The organism is Stenotrophomonas sp. YJH_SMC_10, from assembly GCF_059371555.1.
In genome coordinates this window covers 127,233-150,841 of record NZ_JCAFUS010000012.1, presented here as the reverse complement: position 1 = coordinate 150,841, position 23,609 = coordinate 127,233, and the positions used below count along the sequence as shown (strand labels likewise).

Sequence of the window (23,609 nt, the reverse complement as noted above, 5' to 3'; positions counted from 1 at the left end):
TGACCGTTTGTCCATGGAAAGAGGTGGACGATGATGGGCGCAGGTGGTCGCACAACCTGAGAAAATCAACGACTTAGCTTAAAGCCGGGGCGCCTGTGGAAGGTTGTGGAAGCCCTATAGAGGCCTCATAATCCCTTGGTTCCAGGTTCGAATCCTGGTGGGCCCACCAAGAAATTGGCACTCAGGCTCCACCCCGGCGCTTTTTTCGCGCCGCCCGGAAACGTCAGCGCTTGCATGGTGGTTTCACTGGCACGTCGTGACAGCCACAGCCTGCAGCGGCTGCCGGTGCGTGTGCACGACATCGGCCAGGGCGCGCGAGCTGAAAATCATCCGGGAGGTTCATGTGCCGCATACACTGGAAGTTGTTCTGAAGACGGCAGGCTTCAGTGTCCTCGCGGCGCTTCCGCTGGCGGCGATCGTGTTTCTCCATCGACGCGGCGCACGGCACGCCCGTGCCGCATTGGCATCAGGGGTGCAGGTGAGCGCTCCGCGCCGAATCTCCAAGCGGTCCATGACCCTGGTCATGATCGACGGGAAAGAGGATCGTGAGCACTACCTCTTCGATGCAGAGGCGTTCTATCTGCAGCGGGGCGCGGTGCCCACGGCGGTTCCTCTCACGCAGATCATTGCGGTCAGGCGAACCTCCGACGTCATCTACGGACGCTATGTCTGGCAGGTGGATTTCAGCAGCGCGTCGGGCAGGCGCAGTGTGCGCTTCACCACCAACCTGACACTGTTCAACCGCGATTTCCTGTTGTTCCTGGAGGCGGTGCGGAAGGCCAATCCACTCGCAACTGTCGAACAAGCGGGCATCTTCTTCTGACGGCCAACGACATACCTGCACAGCAGCAGCGGCAGCCGCAGCGCGACTGCCGCCATGCCGTCTTCCCGCTGCCCGCATCTACTTCGGCATCAACACCGTATCGATCACATGGATCACGCCATTGGACTGGCCAACATCGGCAATGCTGATGCCGGCCTTGCCACCCTTGGCATCGATGACCCACAGCTTGCCGTCATGCAGGGCGACCGTGAGCGGTTCACCTTCAACGGTCTTCAGTGTGGTCTTGCCGCCGTGCTTCCTGGCGTCGGCCAGCAGCTGCGCAGCGCTGTAGTTGCCCGGTACAACATGGTAGGTCAGGATCTTGGTCAGTTGAGCCTTGTTTTCGGGCTTCACCAGCGTATCAACGGTACCTGCGGGAAGCTTGTCGAAGGCTGCATTGGTCGGCGCGAAAACGGTGAAGGGGCCGGCTCCATTGAGCGTGTCGACCAGGCCGGCCGCCTTGACCGCAGCGACCAGGGTCGTGTGGTCCTTGGAGTTGATGGCGTTCTGGACAATGGTCTTGGTGGGATACATCTCGGCGCCGCCGACCATCACGGTATTGGCGGCGAAGCTCGTGGACGTGGCTGAAACGAGTACGGCGAAGCTTACGGTGGCGGCTATCCGCTGAAGAGCTTTCACGGCGCGTTCCTCTATGGGATGCCCGCAAGGCGCGGGCATCCTACATACGCGTGGGCGAGGTCGCTGGATGCAGGCAGAGCGCTCTGGATGCGGATCCGCAGGAGAAGGCGGCGCGTTGTAAAAAGCGAGTGAATTCCCGTTGCATGGGGCGATGATCTGCCGCGGCCGAACCCGCGAACCCTGCACGGGTCCAACGGATATCGGGCGTGTCGACGCCGCGGAGTGCATGAAGCGCGGGCTATTCGCCGTTGCGTTGGCTGAGTTCTTCGAGCCGTGCGCGGCTGACAGACTGGTGATTGCCGCAGGTGGGGCAGCTGAGCGCGGCCGCACCATCGAGATCGACAAGACCATGGTTGGGGATGGCCCTGAACTGCCGGGAACACCTGATGCAGGAGCAATCGATCCGGGTGACCTGCAGGAGTGTGCCGTCTGCCCGCGTCACTCCCTCGACGCTGATTACGTAGAACTGTCCGATGTCACGCATGAAGATGAACGATCGCCCTGGGTTTGTATGGCCGCCCATCATGCTGCTTTGCCGCTCGCATGGCACGAAGCGCGCGCGATCCAATGCTGAAGAATTAAGAATGCTGCTGCAGGCTCCGCAGATCGGAGAGGTGCGCGCCGCCGGCGTCCGGGAAAGGCCGACGCCCTTCCCGGACATCTTCGATCAGCTTTCCAGGAAGGCCAGCAGGTCGGCGTTGATCCGGTCCGCGTGCGTGGTCGGAATGCCGTGCGGTGCACCTTCGTAGGTGATCAGCTTGCCGTTCTTCACCAGCTTTGCGGAAAGAACGCCGGAGTCGGCGTATGGCACCACCTGGTCATCGTCGCCATGGATCACCAGGACGGGAATGGAAATGCCCTTCAGGTCTTCGGTGAAATCGGTCTGCGAGAAGGCAACGATGCCGTCGTAGTGCGCCTTCGCCGAGCCCTGCATGCCCTGTCGCCACCAGTTCCAGATCACCGCGTCCGAGGGCTTCGCGCCCGGGCGGTTGTAACCATAGAACGGGCCTGCCGGCACATCGTGGTAGAACCGCGCACGGTTGGCCGCCAGTTGCGCCTGGAAATCATCGAAGACGGCCTTGGGCGTGCCCTGCGGATTTGCGGCAGTCTTGACCATCAACGGTGGCACCGAGCTGATCAGCACGGCCTTGGACACATTCTTCTCGCCGTGGCGTGCGATGTAGCGGACCACCTGGCCACCGCCGGTGGAATGGCCGACATGCATCGCTCCCTGGGTGCCCAGTGTCTCGACCACGGCCGCAACATCGTCGGCGTAGTGATCCATGTCATGGCCATCCGACACCTGGCTGGAGCGCCCATGCCCGCGGCGGTCGTGCGCGACCACGCGGTATCCCTTGTTGACGAAGAACAGCATCTGCGCGTCCCAGTCGTCGGAGGTAAGCGGCCAGCCGTGATGGAAATGAATGACCTTGGCGCCACGCGGACCCCAATCCTTGTAGAAGATCTCGACACCGTCTCGGGTGGTAACCGTAGCCATTTCAGGTTCCTCGCTGTTGGGAGTTGGGAGCGTCCGGCATCGCGGCGATCACCGCGACCGAGTCCATTGCAGGCAGCGCTGCGCGCCGCCCTGCGCGCAACGCCTGAGGTGCCGCTGCTGTTACCGCTGCGCGCGCCGACCGCGCCCATCCACGCTGTAGCGCCCTGCACCGGTGCAGGCCAGCAGCAGGAATCCACCGGCCAGGCCCAGGTTCTTCAGGAACATGATCTGCTGGGTCGGGTCGGCGAGGTTGTGGTGGAAGATGGCGGCGGTGACCAGGCTGAAACCTGCCAGCACGATCGACACCAGCCGGGTCTGGAAGCCGAGCAGGATGCACAGGCCACTGCCGATCTCGAAGGCAATGGTCGGCCATAGCAGGATGCCGGGCACACCCATGGCTTCCATGTAGCCCTGGGTGCCACTGAGATCACCCAGCTTGCCGAGCCCGGAGACGAGGAACAGCGCCATCAGCAGGATGCGCGCAAGCAGATAGGCAAGCGAATGCGATGCGTGGCTCACGTCGAGGTCCTCTGAGGATGGCTGGCGAAGGCGATCGGAGCCCACGTCCGGTGAAGCCTGTGTGCAGGCGGGGCCGCCGCCGTGTCTTGACAGCCACCACGCCCCCGGTGGACCTTTCCTGCATGACGATCGATATCGAATCGCTCAGCCTTCGCGAGCTGGGTGCCCTGGTGGTTGCCGCCGAACAGCGGAAACAGCTTGTTTCCCGTCGCCGTCCGGCCGCTGCGGTGCGGCGGATGCTGAAGGCCGCCGCTGCCGAAGCCGGCTATACCCTGGACGAACTGTTCGGCGCAGAGGCGGTCGACGCGCCCGCACCCGGCGCCAAGCCCGCGCGGCGCAGGACTGGCAAGGTGGCGGCCAAGTACCGCGATCCGGAGTACAAGCGGCTCACCTGGTCCGGACGTGGCCGCATGCCGCGATGGCTGGCGTCCAAGGTGCAGAAGGGTCACAAGGTCACCGACTTCCTCATTCCCGGCCTGGCCCGGCCGACGGCGCGCAAGAGCAGCCCCATCGGCAAGCGCACGGTCTTCAAGAAGGACTGAACCGCGGCATGGCAGATGATGCAGGCATGACGATCGCGCCCAGGGCCCTGTACACCGCCGCAGCCGCGGCCGTGCTGGTCAGTCTGCTCGCCTGGGCGGTGGAATGGAGCGGGATGGCCTATGTCTGCCCCTACTGCCGGGTGCAGCGCACGGTGATCGGCATTGTGGGCGTGCTGACGCTGTTCGCGCGACCGGGCGGCATCGTGGTGCCCTGGCTGTCGTACACCAGCGGCGCGTTCGCCTTCGTGGTGGCGGCGATGCAGCACTTCAACGGCTGGAAACGCATTTCCGCGGGCGACTTCCGCTTCAACGAGCAGTGGTACATCGACCCCTGGCTGCTGTCGGGCTGTGCGATGCTGATTCTGATGGCGCAGTTGATGCTGGTGCAGGCGGCGTGCCGGCGCAGGCTGCAGTGATGCCTCGACGCGGGGCGCAGCGCTAGGCGTTCTGGAACACCGCCAGCTGCGCGGCGAAGGCCCGCTGGTAGGCGGGCCGCTGCGTCGCCCGGTCCGCGTAGGCGGCCACCTGTGGGTACGGGTCGAGCAGCCCGCTGCTGTTCAGCCGCAGCAGCACCGAGACCATCATCAGGTCACCCACACTGAATTCGCCGTCCAGCCATGGGCTCCTGGCCAACCACGTCGACAGCTGCGCCAGCCGGGTCCGGACCCGCTCGTCGAGCATCGGCAGCCGCTGTGCGTACCACGGCTGTTCGCGCTCCAGTACCCAGGCCATGGAGCGTTCGACAATCGGCGGCTCCACCGTGTTCAGCGCGGCGAACAGCCACATGATCGCGCGCGTGCGGGCGTCGGGCTCGCGTGGCAGCAGGCCGGCGTGCCGTTCGGCCAGGTGCAGGACGATGGCGCCGGATTCGAACAGGGTCTGGCTGCCCTCCTGCCACGTCGGAATCTGCCCGAATGGATGCCTGGCCAGGTGCGCGGGCTGCTTCAGCTCAGCGAAGGTGAGCAGGTGCACGTCGTAGGGCACTTCCAGTTCCTCCAGTGCCCAGCGCACGCGCATGTCCCGGGCCAGGCCCTGGCCGCGGTCGGGGGAGTTGGCAAAGGCGGTGAGCACGGGAAGCATGGGTACACGCTCGGGTCGGCAAGGGAGGGGCTTTCATGATCCGACGAACGGGCGGGCCGGGAATCGACACCGGCGCTGGCGACGTGCACGTCGCCTGCACGCGTTCTGCACGGAAGCACGGGCGCGGATTCATCAAGCTGCCGGGGTCATCCGTAGCTACAGGCAGGTAGGCATGAATACTCCCGGTAAACCCAAGCCCAGTGGACGCCAGCGCAACATCCTCCTGGCGGCGCTCGCCGCCGTGCTGGTGATCGTCCTGATCATCCTGTTCATTCCCTGGTGAGGCTGCGCGGGCACGCGCCGTGAACGGCATGCTGCTTTGGCGTGAAGCAGTCAGTGCGGGTTGGGTGAAGTGATCTGCGCATCAATCGCTGCTCACCCGCGAACCACACGGGCCTGTCCACAGTGACCCCACAGGCAGCGCAGTCGAGGCTGCTTTTCTCCCCCGAAACGACGAAACAGGAGCAACGCCATGAGCACCCAGTCCACCATCGAACATCGCCTCAACGACCTGATCGAAATCGCTCGTGACGGCAAGTCGTTCTACGAAGAGGCTGCTACCAAGGTGAAGGATGCCGAGCTGTCGGCGCTGTTCACCCGCATCGCCGGGGTCAAGGGCCGCATCGTCGCCGCACTGAGCGGTTCGGTTGCCGCCAGTGGTGGCAAGCCGGCCGAACACGGCACCGTGGTGGGTTCCATGCAGCAGTTCTATGGCAAGGTCCGCGCCGCCTTCGGTGACACCAACTACGGCTACGTGGCCGAGCTGGAAGAATCCGAAGACCGCCTGCTGGGCGCGTTCAAGGACGTGCTGCAGGACAACGAGCTTCCGCCGGCGGTGCGCCAGGAAGTGACCCAGCTGCTGCCGGAAGTGCAGGAATGCCACAACGTGATGCGTGCTCGAAAGCACGCCATGAAGGCAGCCTGATCGTTCTTAGCGGCTGCTTCCGCTGAGTCGCCGAAGCCGGGGCAGTACGCTGCTCCGGCTTTTTTTTTTGCGGTACGTGGCAAGAAAGTGGGGTGGCCTTCCGGCCACCCCGATCGTTCAACCAGACGCGGCTTCGGAATCAGAAGCGCACCGACCACCGTGCTTGGGCGCCGTGGTCGCGGCTTTCGCTGCCGAACTGGCCGCTGTAGCCCAGCTCCAGCTGCTGGCGCGCGGTCAGCCAGGCCGACAGGCCCAGCTCGGCGACCACCGCGTTGTCGGCGATCGGTGCACCGTTGACCGCAAACGTCGTGCCGCCGTTGGCGAAGGCCAGGTTGGCGACCTGGCTGCGATCACCGGAGGCGCGGCGATAGCCGACGCCACCGCGCAGGTGCAGCCAGCTCTCCTGCTGGAACGAAGCCTTCAGCCCCTTGTCGAAGCGCACGCCGGCGGTGGCGATGGTGGTTCCGGTATCGTCCACCTTGCCCTGCAGTGCCGCTGCTCCACCGCGTTCGTTGACGCGCTTGAGGTCCACTTCGACACGCGCCACCTGCAGGTACGGTTCCAGCCCGGCCTCCGGGCCACCGAAGCGGTAGCCGGCTTCGATGAAGGCCTGGCGGGTGCGGGCGTCGTAACGCGCGCTGAGGCTGTCACTGAAACCTGCGAAGGCGACCTCACGCGTACTCTTCACCTCGTGCTTGCTCCACGCCACACCACCGCGCAGGCCGAAACCGCCCCAGGTGTGGCTGGCATAGGCACCGAAGTGCGTGTTGTCGATCTTCGACTTGGCGCGGCGGTCCTGCTGCTTGACGTCGGTACGGCCGGTCCCGGCCAGCACGCCAACCTGCCAGCCGGAGAACTCGCGGTCGAGGCCGACCAGCAGGCCGTTGCTGTTGGCTTCGGTGCGGGCGGTGTTGTAGTCACCGTCCAGCGTGCTGTTGCCACCGATGGCCTGCACCCACGCACCCGTCGCATCACCGGCGTCCGTACCGGGCGCGGCGACACCGGCGCGGCGTGACAACGCGGCATCGCGCACGTAGCGGCTGCCCTCGACCAGGGCGATGGCCGTGGCCGGATGCAGCTCGCCGCTGAGACCGTCGAGCACGCCGCCGATCTGCTGCGGGAACAGCTGGGTCAGCGGCTTGGGCAGGCCCTGGGCGATCGGCAGCAGGTCGGCCGCCGCCGCCACGGCACGCTGGTTGGGGGTGTTGGCAGCCGTGGTCAGCGAGGCGCCACGGGCGACCTCGATACGCGTGCCATTGGCGCCGTAGGCCAGGCTGAACTGCAGGAAGGGCGAGAACGCGCTGAAGTCGGTCCTGGCGAACTGGCCGCTGATGCCACCGTCGGCACGCAGGAAGTTGAACTGTTCGCCGAGGTAATACACGCCCGGTTCCGGCAGTGCGACCAGGGTGCCGCCGAGGGTGGCGGTGCCAGTCACGTGCAGCTGGTCACTGCGGCCACCCGGGGCCAGCTCCGCCGCATACACGCCGGTGGCGCCCTGCACGTAGTTGCCGTTGATGGTCAGCGTGCCGATCGAGTTGCCCGGCGCGATGATGCCGTCGACGCGGGTGTTGCCGAGCGTGCCGACGCCCTTCAGCAGGCCGTTGGCGCCGACCGTGGTGGTGCCGCCGGTCTGCGTGCCGTTGAAGGACACCACGCCGCCGTTGACCACCAGGTTGCTGTTCTTCAGCGCGCCACTGGCGCTGACCGTGCTGACGCCCCCGGTGGTGGTCAGCGCGGTGGAGACCAGGCTGCCGTTGAGCAGGAACTGGCCGCCTTGCACCTCGACCGCCGAGGTGAGCGTGTTGGTGCCGTTCAACTCCAGCGTGCCCTCGCGCAGCACCGCGCCGTTGAAGCGGTTGTTGCCGCTCAGGCGCAGCCAACCGATGCCGGACTTGGTCAGCTTGCCGGGGCCGCCGATGTCGTTGGTCCAGTTGTCCCAGGCATCGCCTTCCCAGACCTTGAGGCCACCGGCCTTCTGGTTCATCACCACGTTGGTGTCCACGCGCAGCGAGCCGTAGCCTTCGATGGCCTTGCGCAGGTCGACCATGCCCCAGCCGTAGATCGGGTCGATCCCCGGCGCGCCAAGGTCGCGCGCGGTGGTCAGCAGCACGTCGCGGACCTGGGCGTTGTCCAGGTAAGGGAAGCGCTCCATCAGCAGGCCGAGCGCGCCGGTGATGTGCGGCGCCGCCATCGACGTGCCGGTCTTCGTGCCGTAGACGTACTGGGTGTTCTCGCTGTCGATGATCAGCCGCACGTAAGCGGAGGTGTTCTCGACGCGGCCCTGGATATCGCCGGAAACGATCGTGCTGACGATGTCGGTGCCGGGTGCCGAGATGCACCAGTTGGCTGCAACGCCGCAGATGCTGGAGCTGCCATCAATGACGTAGTCGGTTTCCCCGGCGGCCGCGTTGGGCCGGCGCACGTTGGCCACTGCTAGCCAGTAGGGCTCCAGTTCAGGCTTCCAGCGCGGCATCGAGGCCGTGATACCGGCGACCGCACCACTGCCATTGCCGGCCGACCACACCTGGATGAGGGTCGAGCCCGGGGTGTCGCCGTTGCTGGCGTAGATGCTGCCATACACGCCATAGTCGGCACCGATGTTGGCGTACTGCTGGTCCAGCGCGGCGGCGGTCATGTTGCGCGTGGAAATGCCCCAGCTGTGGTTGATGGCGCGTACGCCCTGCGCCTGGATCTGCGCATACATGTCCAGGGTCGCGGCGTCATCCGGATCGGTGCGGTACAGCGCGCGCGGGCGATAGAAATTGTCGGGGTCCAGGCGCCACTCGTAGTAGGTGTCGCCGAACACGCGGGCGGCGGTGAGGTTCGCACCGAACGCCACGCCGTGCATGCCCTTGCCATCGCGGTTGGCGCCGATGGTGCCCAGTACGTGGGTGCCATGGTCGGCATAGCTGAAGCCGTAAGGCTGGCCGGCAGCGATCAGGCGTGCTGCGAGTGCGGCCGGAACGCCCGCGCCGAGACCATAGTAGTTGTAGCCGGGTTGTTCACCGCGGGTCTGTTCGCAGGCGCCGGCACCTGCGACCACACCCGGCGTCGCACAGTTGGCGCCGATGGTGATGCTGGAGGTATTGCGTCCTGCAAACTCCGGATGCGCCAGCGCGGAGCCCGAATCGAACAGCGCCAAGCGTACGCCCTTGCCGGTCAGGCCGCGTGCATAGGCGTAATCCGCGCCCATCGCAGCCAGGCCCCAATCGGCGTTGAATTCGTCGCTGCGCCAGCTGGCGGGATCGCCGGGGGTGCCGAGAACCGCAGACGGGGTGGCTGCGGTCGGCAGCGCCTGAGCAACGGACGCCTCGGCGGAGGTGTTCGTCGGCTGCGCCCACGCGGCCTGCAGCTGGCGCTGCTGCTGCCAGGCATCGAGTGATTCGCTGGCCATGGCTGGCAGTGCGGTGGCCAGCAGCAGCGAGCTGGCGACGGCAAGCGCCAGCGGGCGGTGCGACAGGGAGCGGGACGAACGGCCATACAGCGGGTGATTCATCGGACAACTTCCTTGGTTGACGGACAACAAGGCCGTTAACGGCAAGGCAGGGCGACATCCCCCATTGATGTGAAGATAATTTTATGAACGTGTTAATGTTCTGTGACGGGCATCTGCGGCGGCTCCGCCGGGCAGCGCACCGTGACTCTTTTTTTCGAGGTGTTGGAGCCGTCCATGGAGAAAGCCGTCCGTAGACCACAGGTGGCGATATTGGGTAGCGCAGACCCTGGCAGCGACGCGTTCGAGCGCGCAGCGGAAGCAGGGCGTTTCCTGGCCATCCAGGGCATCACGGTCGTCAGTGGGTGTGGCAGTGCGGCTACGCGCGTGGCTGCCGAGCAGGCAATCGCCGCTGGTGGCCAGGTGCTCAGCGTCATTCCGGAGAGCAGCATGCCGCCGGCCGACTGGCCGGCGACGGTGGTGGTGCCCTGTGGCATGGGCGATGCGCGCAACCTGATCATGGCCCTGGCCGGCGATGCCTGCATCGTCATCGGCGGGCGCGCCGGTACGATCTCGGAGGTCTGCCTGGCGTGGCTGCACAAGCGGCCGCTGTTGCCGCTTGTCGGGGCCGGTGGCTGGTCCGACGCGCTGCCGGACAACCCGCCGGACGAGCGCGGCAATTCGCCGATCCTGCCGTGGCGCAACCTGGATGAGCTGGCCGCGCAGCTGCGTGTGCTGGGTCTGCTGCAACAGTGAGTCAAGCCGCAGCCGCCTTCACCCGACGTCCTGCGTGCAGCGCTATGGTGGCCTGGCCTGGGCTCACCAGGCTTATCAAGGAGTGATGTCGATGCGTACTTTCAGGAAAGTGATCGCCGGTGCTGTGTTCGCGTTGGCCTGCAGCGGCTCGGTGGCCGTGGCCGGACCGGTCCAGCCCTGCGATCTGCCCTGCTGGAAGGCCTACCAGGCGTGTGTGGCCGGTGGGGGTGATGCCATGGAATGCCAGTACGAATACGATCGATGTGTCATGGAGCGCTGCGGCGCGGTGTAAGCCCAGCCATGATCGGCTGATGACGGGCCCCGTCCATGACGGGGCTCTTCTGTTCGTGCGCAAGGTCGGGCAGTCTCGACGCTTCCTTCCCGGTGGAGTGGAACATGGCCGTCAAGCGCGTCGTCGCCAACATCGCCACGTCTGATCCGGCGCGTGCGGCAGCGTTCTACAGCGAACTGCTGGACATGCCGGTGGTGATGGACCATGGCTGGATCGTCACCCACGGCGGGCAGGGCAGTGCCCCCGCCCAGATCAGCTTCGCCAGCGAAGGAGGTTCCGGCACACCGGTGCCGGACCTGTCGATTGAAGTGGACGACCTGCAGGAGGTACTGGAGCGCGTGCGCGCGGCCGGGGTGGCGGTGGAGTATGGCCCCGTCGACGAGCCCTGGGGCGTGCGCCGCTTCTTCGTCCGCGACCCGTTCGGTCGGTTGCTGAACATCCTCGCCCACGCCTGAGCGACGGCGAGCGCTTCAGCGACGGGTGCCGCCACGCTTCGGGGCCGGCGACACGCCGACCATGCGCAGGCAATCGGCCACCACCGCCGCAATGAACACCTCTGCGTCCTGCGACGGCACAGCGATCAGGTCGTCGGTGGCGCCGTGCACGCCGGCATAGATCAGCGAGGCGGTGACCGGCGGTGCCGGCAGCTGCCACAGACCCGCGCGTACACCGGCTTCGAGGATGCCAAGCAGCTGCTGCTGGATCGCGTTGCGCTCGGCATTGCCGCGCTGGTGGTGGTGATGGTTGGGGTACACGACGTCGTGCAGCGCGTGCGTGCGCACATAGATCTCGATGTTGGCGCGGATCCAGGCGCGCAGCCGGGCCACGCCATCATGGACTGGATGCTGCTGCACGGCCTGGTCGACCTCGGCCATGAACCGCTGTGTGTAGCGCTGCGCCAGCGCCTGCAGGATCTCGGTGCGCGAGGCGAAGTAGGTATAGAACGTGCCCTTGGCCACGTCGGCGGCGGCCACGATGTCACTGATGGTGGTCGCTTCCACGCCCTGTGACAGGAACAGCGCCTGCGCGGCGTCCATCAGCTCTTCCTGGCGGGTTTCAGCGGGTTTGGTGCGGGGCCTGGCGACTGCGGGAATCGGCATGGGGCGGGGTCCGGGGGCGACGGTCGCCATTCTAGCCTTCCTCCGGCAATGACTGACCGTCGGTCATTGACTGACGGTCAGTCATCAAACTACGATGCGCGCACGCTCTCTCCCGGCATCCGCACATGCAACGCTTCCGACGGCCGGCCCTGGTGCTGGCGGCCTACCTGGGCACCTTCCTCGCCTCGCTGGACATCAGCATCGTCAACGTCGCGCTGCCGACGCTGCAGCGGGCACTGCACACCGACATGGCCGGGCTGCAGTGGGTGATCAACGCCTATGCCATCGCCCTGTCCGCAGTGATGCTGTCGGCGGGGCCGCTGGGTGACCGCTATGGCCACCGCCGCATGTGGCTGCTCAGCGTGGCGACCTTCACCGTGGGCTCGCTGCTGTGTGCCTGCGCAGGGAGTCTTTCCGCACTGGTGGCGGGGCGGGCGGTGCAGGGTGTGGCCGGCGCCCTGCTGATCCCGAGTGCGATGCCGATCCTCAGCCATGCGTTTCCCGAAGCGCGTGCGCGTGCGCGCGTGATCGGGGGCTGGTCGGCGTTCAGTGCGCTGGCGCTGGTGCTGGGGCCGCTGCTGGGGGGCGAACTGGTCCAGCGCGCCGGCTGGCCTGGGATCTTCCTGATCAACCTGCCGCTGGGCCTGCTTGCACTCGCGCTGGGGGCCTGGGGCATTCCAGAGCGACGGCATCCGCAGCACGCCGCGCTGGATCCGGCCGGGCAACTGCTGAGCATTGTCGCGCTGGCTGCACTGAGCTATGGCCTGATCGCCATCGGCGAGCACGGCCTGCTGGCACCTGCAACCCTGCTGGCGCTCGGCATCGCGGCTGCGGGCCTGGCACTGTTTGGCCGGGTCGAGCGCCGGGTGGCGCGGCCGCTGCTGCCGCTGGACCTGTTGGCGATACCGGGTTTTGGCGTGCTCAACCTGGCCTCGTTCGTGCTCGGATTCACCGCCTATGCCAGCCTGTTCTTCCTGTCGCTGTTCTTCCAGCAGGCGCAGGGACACGGGGCTGCGCAGGCCGGTGCGCAGCTGGTACCGCAGTTCGTCCTGATGGCGGTGGTGTCGCTGCTGTTCGGCCGTCTGGCGGCGTGGATCGGGCTGCGTACCGCGCTGGTGGCGGGCTATGCACTGACCGGCATGGCGCTGTGTGCGATTGCCACGTTCGAGCCGACCACAGCGCACGGCCATGCCAGCGCCTTGCTGATGCTGCTCGGCACTGGCATGGGGCTGGCGGTACCGGCGACCGGCATGGCGGTGATGTCATGCGTACCGGTCGAACGTGCCGGCATTGCGTCGGCCACGATGAACGCGCTGCGCCAGGCCGGCATGAGCCTGGGCATTGCGCTGCTGGGCAGCCTGATGGGCCTGCGCGCCGTGCAGCAGTTCGCTGCGGCCGCGCAGGCGTCCGGGCAGCCTGCGATGGCTGCGCAGGCCCGCGCACTCATCCTGCACCCGGCGTTGCCGCTGCCAGGGTCGCAGGCCCAGGCGTGGTACCGCAGCGCGATGGCCAGCGGCTTCGGCTGGGCAATGACGGTCGCCGGCGTGCTGGCCCTGCTGGCGGCGTTTGCGCTCTACCGGCACCGCAAGCCAGGTTGAACCGACGGGCTCAACCCTGCTGACGCTGCGGCGTCGAGGTCGCTGGCGCGGGTTCGGCTGCCTGCTGCTGTTGCCGCCGTGCATTGGCATGGCGCGCGTGCCCGCCTTCGCGGCCGATCGCGGCCATGTGCTGGCGGTTGCGGCTGATTGCCTCGCCACCCTTGCGGCCCGCTTCGCGCGCCTCCGCCGGGCTGAATTCATGTGCGTTGCCGGAGGCGTGGGCGGCGCGTCCCCCCTTGGCGGCGATCGCGCGCTGCTTGTCCTGGTCCATCGAGGCGAAGCCACGGTGGGAGGTGCCGTGACGCTGGTCAGCCATGTGAATTCTCCCGGTGCAAGGAAAGGAAGCTCATCCTTGCCGCTACGTGGCTAAGGCAGTGTCCGCACCGGTGGCCTTGCCTTCACGCTGCGTCGCGCGCGCGTTCACGGCCGCGCTACATGGCGGCGCGTGAGCGCCGCCTTGCTAGGATGGAGCCCGCACGCCGGATGGATGCCCGGCCAGGAAGGGACACCATGAACCGATTTGGATGGCTCGCCCTGTTGGCCTGCGCTGCGCCGGCGCACGCGGACAACGCACTGCTGAGCGGCAGTTTCGTCCACGTCGGCTATTCGGCCAGCGATGAGCAACTGCCGGCGGCACAGCTGCCGATGTTCCTCGACGAGCTGCAGGATCTGGGCAATGACACGCTCATCATCGGCCAGACCCGCGCCACCCGGGCTGGCGTGGGCTGTGCCGGCAGTACGCAGGATTTCGAATGGATCGCCGGCTTCCCGGCCAAGCTGGGCACGGTGCTGGACGCCGCCGAAGCGCGTGGGATGAAAGTCGTGGTCGGCACCACCTACAGTTCGGGCCAGTGTGCGACGTTCTGGCAGGGATCGAATGCCGCAGCGGTGGCGCAGGATGCCGCGCAGTCGATGGCGCAGCTGGCCCAGCAGTACGCGGCGCATCCGGCATTCGCCGGCTGGTACATCACCGATGAGCCCGCGCAGGTGCCGGCCGAGCGCGCGTCCTTCTACCGCGCGATCGTCTCCGCACTGAAGGCGGCAACGCCCTCCCGGCCGGTGATGGTGGCGCCCTACCTGGCATCCTCCAGCGTCGATCCGGCCAGTGTGGCCAGCGCTGCGCTGCGCTTCCGTGCGGCCACGGGCGTCGACGTGCAGATCTGGCAGGACGGCATCGGCGCGGCGCCGTACGCGAAACTGTTCCAGTGGGATCGACCCGGCTACAGCACCGAGCAGTACTACCAGGCCTTGTCGGCGCAGCTGGGGGCCAGTGGCCTGTGGGCCGACATCGAACTGTTCAACCATGGCAGCCCGCTGTTCCTGGACACCGGCAACGGCCTGTCCGGTGCCTACCGGCCGGCGTCGGTGCAGCGCATCAACCAGCAGTTGTGGAGTGCGCGCTCGGCTGGCAAGCGCGTTGCCTGGCTCAACCAGTACCACCTGTCCGAAGTGGTCGGCCCCGGCCAGGGCTACGGCGAGGCGCCGCGGATGATGAACACCTATCGCGGCTTGTATGGCCTGGGTGCGTCGTACATCGTCGATCCGCTGCAGACCACCTACCACTACAGCGTGGCGCCGGCGGCCAGCTATCCCGACAGCAGCGGCCATGAGCTGTTCGACCGCCGTGTGGGCGACCCGCGCAATCCGATGGACGCGGGCTGGGTCGGCGTGCACGGCAACCTCAGCATCACCCTCGACCTCGGCCAGCGCCGGCGGGTGGACTGGATCGGCCTGCACACCCTGGCGCGCCCGGCCTGGGGCATCGTCACGCCGACATCGGTGGAGGTGATGTGCGCCGAGCCGGGGACTGCCGCCGTTTCGATCGGCTCGCTGTCGGCACCCTTCACCCAGGCCGGCGTGATGGGTTCGACCGAAGAGGAGTATGTACTCGGCAATGCAGTGCCGCTGGCCGCGCTATGCCGCACGCTGGAGCTGCGCGTGACCAACGGCAGCTGGACCTTCGTCAGCGAAATCGAGATGGCCGCCGAGCAGTAGCGCCTCAGTGCCGGCGCGCGTCCTGCAGGCGCTGGGTGAAGGGGCGCTGTTCGAGCGCGGCAAGCGCTTCGCGCAGCACCTGCTCCAGCGACTGCCCCAGATCGGCATCGAGGCTGCGCGCCGCACGCGCGGTGGCCTGCCATTGCGCCTGCAGCGCAGGCAGCGCCCGCTGCGCGCGCGGGCTCAGCTGCAGGATGCGTTCGCGCCCATCCTCGCCGTTGGCGGCGTGCAGCCAACCGTCGCGCACCATCGCCGCCACCGTCTGGCTGAGCGCCGAATGGCTCAGCCCGCAGGCCAGTGCCAGGTCCTTGATCCGGCTGGGGCCCTGTGCCATCAGCGTGCGCAGTACCGGCGTGTAGCGGGGGCGGTAGTCCAGCTGCAGGTCCCGGTAGGCCTGCTCCACCGCAGGGTCCAGCTGGTCGAGCAGGGCGCGCAGCAGGGTGCCCAGCGTGGCGTGTTGGAGATCCATGACCCGGATGATATATAAGCACTTACATATCTTCAATGCGGGGTGGGGCATGGCGTTCTCCTGGATGCTCGGTGCGCTGCTGGGCGCGGCCTGCCCGGCGCAGGATGCGGTGCTGCAGGCGGCGGCCAGCGCCGTGCAGGCGCAGTACCTGGACGAGGCGGAGGGCGCCCGTATCGCCGATGCCCTGCGCACCTGGGCGGCGCAGCAGCGCTATGCGGGCAGCTGTGCCGATCCTGTGGCCTTCAGTGCACGCCTGAACCAGGACCTGGACCGCTTCGACGGCCACTTCCACGTTGAACGCGTGGACGCAGCGGCCGGCCAGGACGACTGGCTGATGGCCTGGCGCGCCGATGCCCGCGGCGATGGTGCCGGCGTGCGCGAGGTCCGGGTGTTGGAGGGCAACGTCGGCTACCTGCGGCTGAGCACCTTCTATCCGCTGGATCTGGCCCGGCCGAAGCTCGCAGCGGCCTTCACACTGCTGGCCGACACCGATGGGCTGGTGCTGGACCTGCGCCAGAACGGGGGCGGCGACGACGGCAGCGCGGACCTGCTGGTACGCACGTTGCTGGACACGAAGATCGACGCGGTGCAGCAGCTGGACCGGCGCGGCCGGCGCACGCCGGTACCGCTGCCTCCGGCGAGCCTGCCCGCGTACCTGAAACCGCTGGTGGTGCTGATCGACCGCCGCACCGGCTCGGCGGCCGAGTTCGTTGCCTATTCACTGCAGGCGTTGGGCCGTGCCCGCATCGTCGGCACGCGCAGCGGAGGTGCCGCGCATATGTTTGGTGATCCTGTGCTGCTGCCCGATGGCTATCAGATCAGCATTCCCGACCGGCAACCGATCAACCTGCGCACCGGCGGCAACTGGGAACGAACCGGCGTAAGGCCCGATATTGCTGGCGGCGACGACCCGCTGTTCATCGCACGGCAATTGCTGGCGCCGGCAAAGTCGTCACGATGAACGCAGCATTGCGTGGCCATGCTCTCGCAGACGCGCGGATGCGTGCCTAGAATCGAAGCATCCCGGTAGTTCCCGGGCGCTTCGAGTGAATGGACTCAATGAAGATTCTGTTGACCGGCAGTTCCGGGCGCATCGGGCGCGCGATCTTCGGTGCGCTGGCGGCCACCCACGAGGTGGTGGGCCTGGACCGCAGCCCGTTCGCGACCACGCGCATCGTTGCCGATGTCACCGATCGCCAGGCCGTCGCGCGTGCGGTTCGCGGCGTGGACGCGGTCATCCATACCGCGGCCCTGCATGCGCCGCATGTCGGCCTGGTGCCGGATACGGTGTTTCAGCAGATCAATGTGGAGGCCACCGCACACCTGCTGCAGGCGGCGCGCGACGCCGGTGCACGGCGCTTCGTGCTGACCAGCACCACCGCCCTGTACGGCCACGCGGTGGTGGCCGGCGGCTGCCGTTGGATCGACGAAGACACCGAACCGCTGCCGCGCACGATCTACCACCGCACCAAGCTGCAGGCCGAGACCCTGGCCGAAGCCGCTGCCGCGCCGGGCTTCAGCGTTCGCGTGCTGCGCATGGGCCGCTGTTTCCCCGAGCCGCCCGAACGCATGGCAATGTTCCGCCTGCATCGCGGCATCGACGCGCGCGATGTGGCCAGCGCACATGCCGCGCTGCTGCTTGACCACGACGGCACAGGGTTCGCACGCTACCTCGCCTGTGCGCCGACGCCGTTCCGCCGCGAGGACTGCCTGGAACTGGCCACCCATCCGCGCAGCGTGCTGGCCCGCCGCGCACCGCAGCTGCTGGCCGAGTTCGAGCGCCGTGGCTGGCCATTGCCATTGAGCATCGACCGCGTCTACGACAGTGCCCGCCTGCGCAGCGTGCTGGGCTGGCAGCCGAGCTTCGGGCCGGACGAGGTGCTGCAGCAGTACGCCGTCGGCAGCATCGAGGTACTGCCGCGCGCGCAGTGGCTCAAGGACCGCGTGGCCGAATGAAGGCGTCGGCAGGGACGGGCCGCTGACCCGACCCTGAGCAGATTCAGGAATATCCAGGCGGGTTGCCTCAACCTCGTTGGCGGGCGGCCGCTAACCCGGTGCGCTTCCAGCGCCGGGGCCCCCCGGCGGCCGGTGGCCTGCGCGACGGATCGCGCGCCTGCGCGGTGCCCTCGGGGTGCCGGTCGTCCTGAACTGCCTTGTGGACCCTCCCATGCCTTCTTCCCGTTCCGCCGCTGCCCGCCGCCCGGGCAGCATCGCCCACAAGCTGATGCTGGGCACCGCCGCCATCGCACTGCTGTGCTTCGGCCTGACCGCGTTCCTGATCTATCGCCAGGCCAGCACCAGCCTGATCAATGCCTCGCGGCAGACCATGACCAGCGAGGCGACCGCCGAAGCGCGCCAGGTGGCGGCCGATCTGGGCACCGCCTTCGCCAGCAACGATGCCATGGTTGAAAGCGTGCTGGCCCAGCGCGCCCGTGGTGACGTGCCCGACCGGGCCAGCCTGGCGGCGGTGCTCGGCGAGCAGCTGCGCAGCCATCCCGAATGGCTGGGCAAGAGCACCATGTGGGAGGCCGATGCCTTCGACGGCAAGGATGCCGAGTTCGTCAACACCGAGGCGCACGATGCCACCGGTCGCTACATGAGCTACTGGGCCTGGCAGGAGGGCAAGCCGCAGCAGTCGGTGATGACCGATTACACCGAGACCGCCAGCGGATCGGGTGACTGGTACATGGGGCCCAGCCGCGACAAGCTGCCGAAAGTCAGTGAACCGTATGCCTATGACATCGCCGGGCAGCAGGTGCTGATGAGCACGCTGAGCACGCCGATCATCGAGAACGGCAGGTTCCTGGGTGTGTTCACCGTCGACTTCTCGCTGGCAGCGTTGCAGAAGCACCTGGCCACGCTGAAGCCGATGGGGGCCGGTCGTGTCGAACTGCTCTCGCCCAAGGGCGTGGTGCTGGCCTCGGCCAATGCCGCCGAGATCGGCAAGCCGCGCAGTGATGCATTGACCCGCAGCATGCTGGCCGAGATTGCCGCCGACCGCCCGTTCGAGGCCTTCAGCCCCGATGCGGCCGGCAACGTGCGCGTGTATGTGCCGCTGCGCGTGGGCGACGCCCCGCAGCGCTTCGCGCTGGGCGTGGTGGTGCCGCACGCGGTGATCGTGGCAGAAGCGCGCCAGCTGCTGTGGCTGACCCTGCTGGTCGGCGTGGTCGCCGCGCTGACCCTCAGCGCCGGCGTGTATGTGCTGCTGCGCCGCCTGGCGATCCGTCCGCTGGCCGAAGCCGTGCGCGTGGCCGGTGACGTCGCGGCCGGCAAGCTGGACAGCGCACTGCCGGCGCGCAGCAATGACGAAGTGGGGCGGCTGCTGGACGCGATGCAGGGCATGCGCGGCCAGCTGCAGTCGGTGATGGCTGCGCAGGCCGAAATGGCGCGCCGCCACGATGCCGGTGAACTCAGCTACCGCATGGATGCGGCAGCGTTCCCGGGCGAATATGGCCGCATGGTGGCCGACAGCAACCAGCTGGTGGCCTCCAGCAACGCCGTCACCCAGCGCCTGGTGGACGTCATGCAGCGTTATGCCGTGGGCGACCTCAGTGTGGACATGGAAGCGCTGCCGGGCGAGAAGGCGGTGTTCACCGCCGCAATGGCAACCACCAAGCACAACCTGGCCGCGATCAACGAGCAGATCCAGCAGCTGGCCGCCGCGGCGGCCGCCGGTGATTTCGCGGTGCGCGGTGATGCGCTGCGCTTCGACCATGACTTCCGCCGGATGGTCGAAACCCTGAACACCATGATGCAGGTGAGCGACCACAACCTGGCTGCGCTGTCCACGCTGCTGCGCGCGATCGCCGCCGGTGACCTCAGCACCCGCATGCAGGGGGATTTCCACGGGGTATTCGCGGTGATGCGCGACGATGCCAACAGCACCGTGCAGCAGCTGACCCAGATCGTTGGCCAGATCCAGCAGTCGGCGGCCAGCATCCGCCTGGCCGCCGGTGAGATCGCGGCCGGCAACAGCGACCTGTCGCGCCGCACCGAACAGCAGGCGGCCAACCTGGAAGAAACGGCTGCGTCGATGGAAGAGCTGACCTCGAACGTGCGCCAGAATGCCGAGCATGCGCTGCAGGCCAACACCCTCGCCGGTTCCGCGGCGGGCGTGGCCAGCGAAGGCGGGCAGGTGGTCAGCCAGGTGGTGCACACCATGGAACAGATCGAAGCGTCCTCGCAGCGCATTGCCGAAATCATCTCGGTGATCGATGGCATTGCATTCCAGACCAACATCCTGGCGCTGAACGCAGCAGTGGAAGCGGCGCGCGCCGGTGAGCAGGGCCGTGGCTTCGCCGTGGTCGCCAGTGAAGTGCGCGCGCTGGCGCAGCGCTCGGCAGGTGCCGCGAAGGAGATCAAGGCGCTGATCGACGCCTCGGTGGCCCAGGTCGGTGCCGGCGCGCAGCTGGTACACGGCGCGGGGCGCACCATGCAGGACATCGTCGGCCAGGTCGGTCGGGTCAACGAGATCATGGCCGAGATCTCGGCCGCCTCGCGCGAGCAGTCGGCCGGCATCGAGCAGGTCAACCAGACCGTGGTGCAGATGGACGAAACCACCCAGCAGAACGCCGCGCTGGTGGAGGAAGCCAGTGCCGCCGCGCGTGCGATGGAGGAGCAGGCCGAGCAGCTGGCGGTGGCGGTGTCGCGCTTCCGGCTGCAGGCCGAGCCGGCGGTCGTGGCACGCCGCGCGGCCTGATCGCACAAATGAAGACGCCCGGCGGGGGCCGGGCGTCGGTTGCATCCTTGCCGCGCATCCCTGCGCCGGCCTGATGGCTTAGAACATTCCTTCAAACGGGTTCCAGCTGGCGCGACCCTCCACCTTCTCCAGGTAGTAGCTGTAGTTGGTGCTGGAGGCGACCAGCAGATTCATCGCGATGAACAGCATGCGCCCGACGACGTCGGGAAGGAACATGCTGATGATGGCCAGCGCGATGTTGATGCCGATGACCACCAGCGCCTTGCGCCACATGCCCAGGATCAACAGGTAGATCGCACCGAAGAACAATGCGAAGAAGTTCAGGTTGATCTTCAGGCGGTCACCGAACGACAGCGCCTTCCAGGCCTGCTTGAAACCGGGATTCTTGGGGGCGCCATGCTGGCGGAAGAAGTTGAAGCGGAACTGCCACTTCGGGCTGAACTGGGACAGGTCAGTGGTATTCATTTTGGGGAAACATCCCTGTGAGAAAACGTTTTCATGATAAGGCAAGTCCTATTCAGGATCCAAGGGCTGCCGTCAAAAATGTGACGCATGCCATGTTCCACGTCGTGCGCCCGGGTGCCGCATCGTCACCCGCCTGCCTCGTTTTTGAGTTAGGGTGCGCAGTTCCGCTGCCGCCCCGGTTGGACCCGTGCGGCGGCGGGATGTCCATGGAGGTTGCATGACCACACCTGCTACACCGGAAAACGCACCGGGACCGGTGCTCCTGCCGACACCTGAAGTGGTGCAGGCACAACAACTGCTCGCACGCCAGCAACTGGCGGTGGCGATGGACCGTGCACGCACGGCCGCCACGCGCGACGCGGCACCGGCCGCGCTGGAAAGCGAGTAACCCGCAACACCGTCGATCGCGCTGGCAGGCCGCCAGCGCGATCACGGCGCGCGCCGCCGGTCAGAACCGCGCGGTCATGCTGAGGAAGTAGCTGCGCCCGGCGACGAAGTAGTCGGTGGAGCCCTCTGCATACAGCTTCTTGTCCGCCAGGTTGCTGACGCCACCGCGCAGGGTCAGCACTTCGTTGACGTTCCATGCCGCGGTCAGGTCATACAGGGTGTAGGCCTTGAGGAAGGTCGTGGCGGTGCCGGCCTGCCTGCCGGTGTACTGCGCCGACAGGCTGCTGGAGAACACCGTGCCGGGCGTCCAGTCCAGCGACGAATAGCCGGAGAATTCCGGCGTATCGATCAGGTCGCGGCCGGTGGTCAGGTTCCTGGCTTCCTTCATCCAGGTCGCCGACGTGCGCCAGCGCCACTGCTCGCCGAAGCGGACGTTGAAATTGCCTTCCATGCCACTGGTGCGCGCGCGCTGCACGTTGCTCATGCGCGTCCACCAGAGGCCGTTGAACAGGCCCAGGGGCGCGTACTCGATCTTGTTGCGGAAGTCGGTATGGAAATAGGTCACCCCAGCATCGATCAGGTCATTGTCGAAGCTGATGCCGATCTCGCGGTTGGTGCTGGTTTCCGGATCCAGGTCCGGGTTGCCGGCCATGTAACAGCCGCCGCGGGTATAGCCCAGCGGGATCAGCGAGGTGCAGCCGCGGCCGCCGGACTGGGTAGCCGCGCTGGCTGAGTTCTCGGTCAGGCTGGGCGCGCGGAAGCCCTTGGAGACACCACCGCGGATCGTCCACTGTTCGGCCGGGTGCCAGACCAGGTAGGCACGCGGGCTGACGTGGCCGCCGAACTGCGGGTGATGGTCCAGGCGCGCGCCCACGGTCAGGGCCAGGGTGCGGTGCAGCTTCAGTTCGTCCTCGACGAACAGCGCCCAGGTATCCACGTCCAGATTGGAGCCGCTCACCGCGTTGCCGGCGTAGTCGATCGGCGCGCGGCCGATGGTGTCGGTGTTGGTCAGCTGCTGGCGCTTCCACTGCCCACCCGCTGCGAACTGATGTTCAACGCCCAGGGTGAATGGCGTGGTCAGGCTGCCTTCGATGATCGTATCGGTGGCCTCGGAACGGCCGGTGGCACCAATGTCGTTCGTGTATTCGGTCCAGTACGCGCTGAGCCTGGAGGTGCCGAAGCGCCACCTGCCATCGTGGTTGAGCGCCAGCGAGCTGCGCTTGAGCTCACTGGCACCCCAGGCCCCTTCGTCCTGCTTTTCCAGCGACGCATCGATGAAGGCCTGCTGCACGCCATGGCCCGCCTCCAGCGACAACGCCTGTGCGTCGCTGAGCGTCCACTGCAGCAGGGCATCGACATTGCGGTCCTTCTCGCCGGCGTAGGCGTTGCCATAGACGCCGCCGTTGGACTGGTCAGACTCACGGCGCATGCTGTTGGCACCGATGCGCAGGCCGAAGCGCTCGCCCAGCGGGCCGGAGAAGGTCGCGCCGATCTGCTGGGTATCGCCGCGCTTGCTGTCACCGGGGCGGGTAAGGCTGTGGGTGGCGCTGCCAGTCCAGGCGTCGCCGATGCGCCGGGTGATGATGTTGATCACCCCGCCCATGGCGTCGGAGCCGTACAGCGAGGACATCGGTCCACGTACCACTTCGATGCGCTCGATCTGCTCGGGCGCGATCCAGTTCAGGTCCTGGCGGCCGAGATCGGGACGGTAGTGGGTCGAGGCCGAGCTGCCCATGCGCTTGCCGTCCACCAGCACCAGCGTGTAGTTGGACGGCATGCCGCGCAGCTTGATCTTGGACTGCTCGCCGACTGCACTGAGGCCACCGGTCACCCCCGGAACACGGCTGAGCAGGGTGGCCAGGTCGGGCACCGGCTGGCGCTCGATGTCCTCGCGGCTGATCACGCTGATGCTGGCCGGGGCATCCTTGATCCACTGCTGGCTGCCGGAGGCGGTGACCACCACGGCGTCCAGGTCCTGGGGGGAGGCCTCGGCGCTGGCCTCGGCGGCGGCCAGGACGGGCAGGGCCAGCAGGAAGGCGGTGGCCAGGGCGCTGGCCAGGCGGGTGCGCGGCAGGCGCGCGCGGGGGGAACGGGACGGCAGGGACATGACGGCTTCCATGGGAGGTAGGGTGACCCGGTGGAAGCAGCAGGCGCAGGCAGACAGCAGGCAGCTACCCTTCCGTGGGTCGTCGGGCGCGCGGTGCGGACCGGCGCAGCTGGGTGGGTCGCGGCCGTGCGGAAGACGGTGACCTGCCTGGTTTTTGAATGATACCCGTTCTCATTTGTTACGATCCAGTGCCGGCGCGGATGGAGTGACATCTGGCCGTCCCGCGACGTGATCGCCTGCTATTAGCTGAATGGGGAGAAATCCCGGCGTAGGCCTTCGCAC

The 23,609-nt window shown here is 67.2% G+C and carries 24 protein-coding genes; 14 read left to right on the top strand and 10 right to left on the bottom strand.

Annotation, left to right across the window (positions count from 1 at the left end):
- Window positions 1-343 precede the first annotated feature (343 nt).
- Window positions 344-823, top strand: a complete 480-nt coding sequence (locus AC5P9C_RS15895; protein WP_343543009.1) for a hypothetical protein — start codon at window positions 344-346, stop codon at window positions 821-823.
- A gap of 78 nt (window positions 824-901) precedes the next feature.
- Here the strand turns inward: AC5P9C_RS15895 and AC5P9C_RS15890 are convergent, their stop codons facing one another.
- A complete protein-coding gene (locus tag AC5P9C_RS15890) occupies window positions 902-1,462 on the bottom strand; it encodes a fasciclin domain-containing protein (RefSeq protein WP_103282070.1) in 561 nt (186 codons plus the stop codon).
- 226 nt (window positions 1,463-1,688) lie between these two features.
- On the opposite strand from AC5P9C_RS15890, the gene AC5P9C_RS15885 reads away from it, so the two are divergent.
- Complete coding sequence (locus AC5P9C_RS15885; RefSeq protein ID WP_180995874.1) at window positions 1,689-2,036, top strand: hypothetical protein; 348 nt, start codon at window positions 1,689-1,691, stop codon at window positions 2,034-2,036.
- Between the two features lie 93 nt (window positions 2,037-2,129).
- On the opposite strand, the gene AC5P9C_RS15880 is transcribed toward AC5P9C_RS15885, so the two are convergent.
- Both AC5P9C_RS15880 and AC5P9C_RS15875 read right to left on the bottom strand, forming a co-directional pair.
- Window positions 2,130-2,960: an alpha/beta fold hydrolase gene (locus AC5P9C_RS15880; RefSeq protein WP_414615109.1), complete on the bottom strand. Its 831-nt coding sequence runs from the start codon at window positions 2,958-2,960 to the stop codon at window positions 2,130-2,132.
- A gap of 120 nt (window positions 2,961-3,080) precedes the next feature.
- On the bottom strand, window positions 3,081-3,479 hold the full coding sequence (locus AC5P9C_RS15875) for a DoxX family protein (RefSeq protein ID WP_049471003.1): 399 nt from the start codon (window positions 3,477-3,479) through the stop codon (window positions 3,081-3,083).
- Between the two features lie 122 nt (window positions 3,480-3,601).
- Here AC5P9C_RS15875 and AC5P9C_RS15870 point away from each other — a divergent pair, with 122 nt between their 5' ends.
- Window positions 3,602-4,021, top strand: a complete 420-nt coding sequence (locus tag AC5P9C_RS15870; protein WP_049471004.1) for an H-NS histone family protein — start codon at window positions 3,602-3,604, stop codon at window positions 4,019-4,021.
- Between the two features lie 8 nt (window positions 4,022-4,029).
- Window positions 4,030-4,437 carry a hypothetical protein gene (locus AC5P9C_RS15865; RefSeq protein ID WP_049471007.1) on the top strand — a complete coding sequence of 136 codons (408 nt, stop codon included), beginning with the start codon at window positions 4,030-4,032 and terminating at the stop codon, window positions 4,435-4,437.
- Between the two features lie 22 nt (window positions 4,438-4,459).
- Here AC5P9C_RS15865 and AC5P9C_RS15860 read toward each other — a convergent pair whose 3' ends face one another.
- Complete coding sequence (locus AC5P9C_RS15860; RefSeq protein ID WP_049471009.1) at window positions 4,460-5,101, bottom strand: glutathione S-transferase family protein; 642 nt, start codon at window positions 5,099-5,101, stop codon at window positions 4,460-4,462.
- Between the two features lie 472 nt (window positions 5,102-5,573).
- Here AC5P9C_RS15860 and AC5P9C_RS15855 point away from each other — a divergent pair, with 472 nt between their 5' ends.
- Complete coding sequence (locus AC5P9C_RS15855; protein WP_014648535.1) at window positions 5,574-6,026, top strand: PA2169 family four-helix-bundle protein; 453 nt, start codon at window positions 5,574-5,576, stop codon at window positions 6,024-6,026.
- 139 nt (window positions 6,027-6,165) lie between these two features.
- Here the strand turns inward: AC5P9C_RS15855 and AC5P9C_RS15850 are convergent, their stop codons facing one another.
- The gene (locus tag AC5P9C_RS15850; protein ID WP_103282066.1) at window positions 6,166-9,522 is read right to left on the bottom strand and encodes an autotransporter domain-containing protein; all 3,357 of its coding nucleotides are present in this window, start codon (window positions 9,520-9,522) and stop codon (window positions 6,166-6,168) included.
- Window positions 9,523-9,696: 174 nt separating this feature from the next.
- Here AC5P9C_RS15850 and AC5P9C_RS15845 point away from each other — a divergent pair, with 174 nt between their 5' ends.
- The 3 genes from AC5P9C_RS15845 (at window position 9,697) to AC5P9C_RS15835 (ending at window position 10,962) form a co-directional block, all read left to right on the top strand.
- On the top strand, window positions 9,697-10,215 hold the full coding sequence (locus tag AC5P9C_RS15845) for an SLOG cluster 4 domain-containing protein (RefSeq protein WP_343543030.1): 519 nt from the start codon (window positions 9,697-9,699) through the stop codon (window positions 10,213-10,215).
- A gap of 91 nt (window positions 10,216-10,306) precedes the next feature.
- Window positions 10,307-10,507 carry a hypothetical protein gene (locus tag AC5P9C_RS15840; RefSeq protein WP_049471046.1) on the top strand — a complete coding sequence of 67 codons (201 nt, stop codon included), beginning with the start codon at window positions 10,307-10,309 and terminating at the stop codon, window positions 10,505-10,507.
- Window positions 10,508-10,611: 104 nt separating this feature from the next.
- Window positions 10,612-10,962, top strand: coding sequence for a VOC family protein (locus tag AC5P9C_RS15835; protein WP_049471015.1), 351 nt, complete (start codon window positions 10,612-10,614; stop codon window positions 10,960-10,962).
- Window positions 10,963-10,977: 15 nt separating this feature from the next.
- Here the strand turns inward: AC5P9C_RS15835 and AC5P9C_RS15830 are convergent, their stop codons facing one another.
- Window positions 10,978-11,607: a TetR/AcrR family transcriptional regulator gene (locus AC5P9C_RS15830; RefSeq protein ID WP_074726151.1), complete on the bottom strand. Its 630-nt coding sequence runs from the start codon at window positions 11,605-11,607 to the stop codon at window positions 10,978-10,980.
- Window positions 11,608-11,732: 125 nt separating this feature from the next.
- Here AC5P9C_RS15830 and AC5P9C_RS15825 point away from each other — a divergent pair, with 125 nt between their 5' ends.
- Window positions 11,733-13,205, top strand: coding sequence for an MFS transporter (locus AC5P9C_RS15825; RefSeq protein ID WP_074726152.1), 1,473 nt, complete (start codon window positions 11,733-11,735; stop codon window positions 13,203-13,205).
- 10 nt (window positions 13,206-13,215) lie between these two features.
- Here AC5P9C_RS15825 and AC5P9C_RS15820 read toward each other — a convergent pair whose 3' ends face one another.
- Window positions 13,216-13,521: a KGG domain-containing protein gene (locus tag AC5P9C_RS15820; protein ID WP_049471020.1), complete on the bottom strand. Its 306-nt coding sequence runs from the start codon at window positions 13,519-13,521 to the stop codon at window positions 13,216-13,218.
- Between the two features lie 194 nt (window positions 13,522-13,715).
- Between AC5P9C_RS15820 and AC5P9C_RS15815 the strand changes: the two genes are divergently transcribed.
- Window positions 13,716-15,200 carry a DUF4434 domain-containing protein gene (locus tag AC5P9C_RS15815; protein WP_414615108.1) on the top strand — a complete coding sequence of 495 codons (1,485 nt, stop codon included), beginning with the start codon at window positions 13,716-13,718 and terminating at the stop codon, window positions 15,198-15,200.
- 4 nt (window positions 15,201-15,204) lie between these two features.
- Here AC5P9C_RS15815 and AC5P9C_RS15810 read toward each other — a convergent pair whose 3' ends face one another.
- Window positions 15,205-15,669 (bottom strand): MarR family winged helix-turn-helix transcriptional regulator, encoded by a 465-nt coding sequence (locus AC5P9C_RS15810; protein WP_312580720.1) that lies wholly within the window; start codon window positions 15,667-15,669, stop codon window positions 15,205-15,207.
- A gap of 49 nt (window positions 15,670-15,718) precedes the next feature.
- Between AC5P9C_RS15810 and AC5P9C_RS15805 the strand changes: the two genes are divergently transcribed.
- The 3 genes from AC5P9C_RS15805 to AC5P9C_RS15795 all read left to right on the top strand — a co-directional run bounded on the left by AC5P9C_RS15805 (window position 15,719) and on the right by AC5P9C_RS15795 (window position 20,368).
- Window positions 15,719-16,630: a S41 family peptidase gene (locus AC5P9C_RS15805; protein ID WP_343540399.1), complete on the top strand. Its 912-nt coding sequence runs from the start codon at window positions 15,719-15,721 to the stop codon at window positions 16,628-16,630.
- Window positions 16,631-16,728: 98 nt separating this feature from the next.
- Window positions 16,729-17,625: an NAD-dependent epimerase/dehydratase family protein gene (locus AC5P9C_RS15800; protein ID WP_049471026.1), complete on the top strand. Its 897-nt coding sequence runs from the start codon at window positions 16,729-16,731 to the stop codon at window positions 17,623-17,625.
- A gap of 211 nt (window positions 17,626-17,836) precedes the next feature.
- Complete coding sequence (locus tag AC5P9C_RS15795; RefSeq protein WP_343540398.1) at window positions 17,837-20,368, top strand: methyl-accepting chemotaxis protein; 2,532 nt, start codon at window positions 17,837-17,839, stop codon at window positions 20,366-20,368.
- Window positions 20,369-20,446: 78 nt separating this feature from the next.
- On the opposite strand, the gene AC5P9C_RS15790 is transcribed toward AC5P9C_RS15795, so the two are convergent.
- Window positions 20,447-20,833 carry a DUF2628 domain-containing protein gene (locus AC5P9C_RS15790; RefSeq protein WP_046432666.1) on the bottom strand — a complete coding sequence of 129 codons (387 nt, stop codon included), beginning with the start codon at window positions 20,831-20,833 and terminating at the stop codon, window positions 20,447-20,449.
- 217 nt (window positions 20,834-21,050) lie between these two features.
- Here AC5P9C_RS15790 and AC5P9C_RS15785 point away from each other — a divergent pair, with 217 nt between their 5' ends.
- The gene (locus AC5P9C_RS15785) at window positions 21,051-21,221 is read left to right on the top strand and encodes a hypothetical protein (RefSeq protein WP_005419553.1); all 171 of its coding nucleotides are present in this window, start codon (window positions 21,051-21,053) and stop codon (window positions 21,219-21,221) included.
- A gap of 60 nt (window positions 21,222-21,281) precedes the next feature.
- Here AC5P9C_RS15785 and AC5P9C_RS15780 read toward each other — a convergent pair whose 3' ends face one another.
- Window positions 21,282-23,327 (bottom strand): TonB-dependent receptor domain-containing protein, encoded by a 2,046-nt coding sequence (locus AC5P9C_RS15780; RefSeq protein ID WP_343540396.1) that lies wholly within the window; start codon window positions 23,325-23,327, stop codon window positions 21,282-21,284.
- Window positions 23,328-23,609 lie beyond the last annotated feature (282 nt).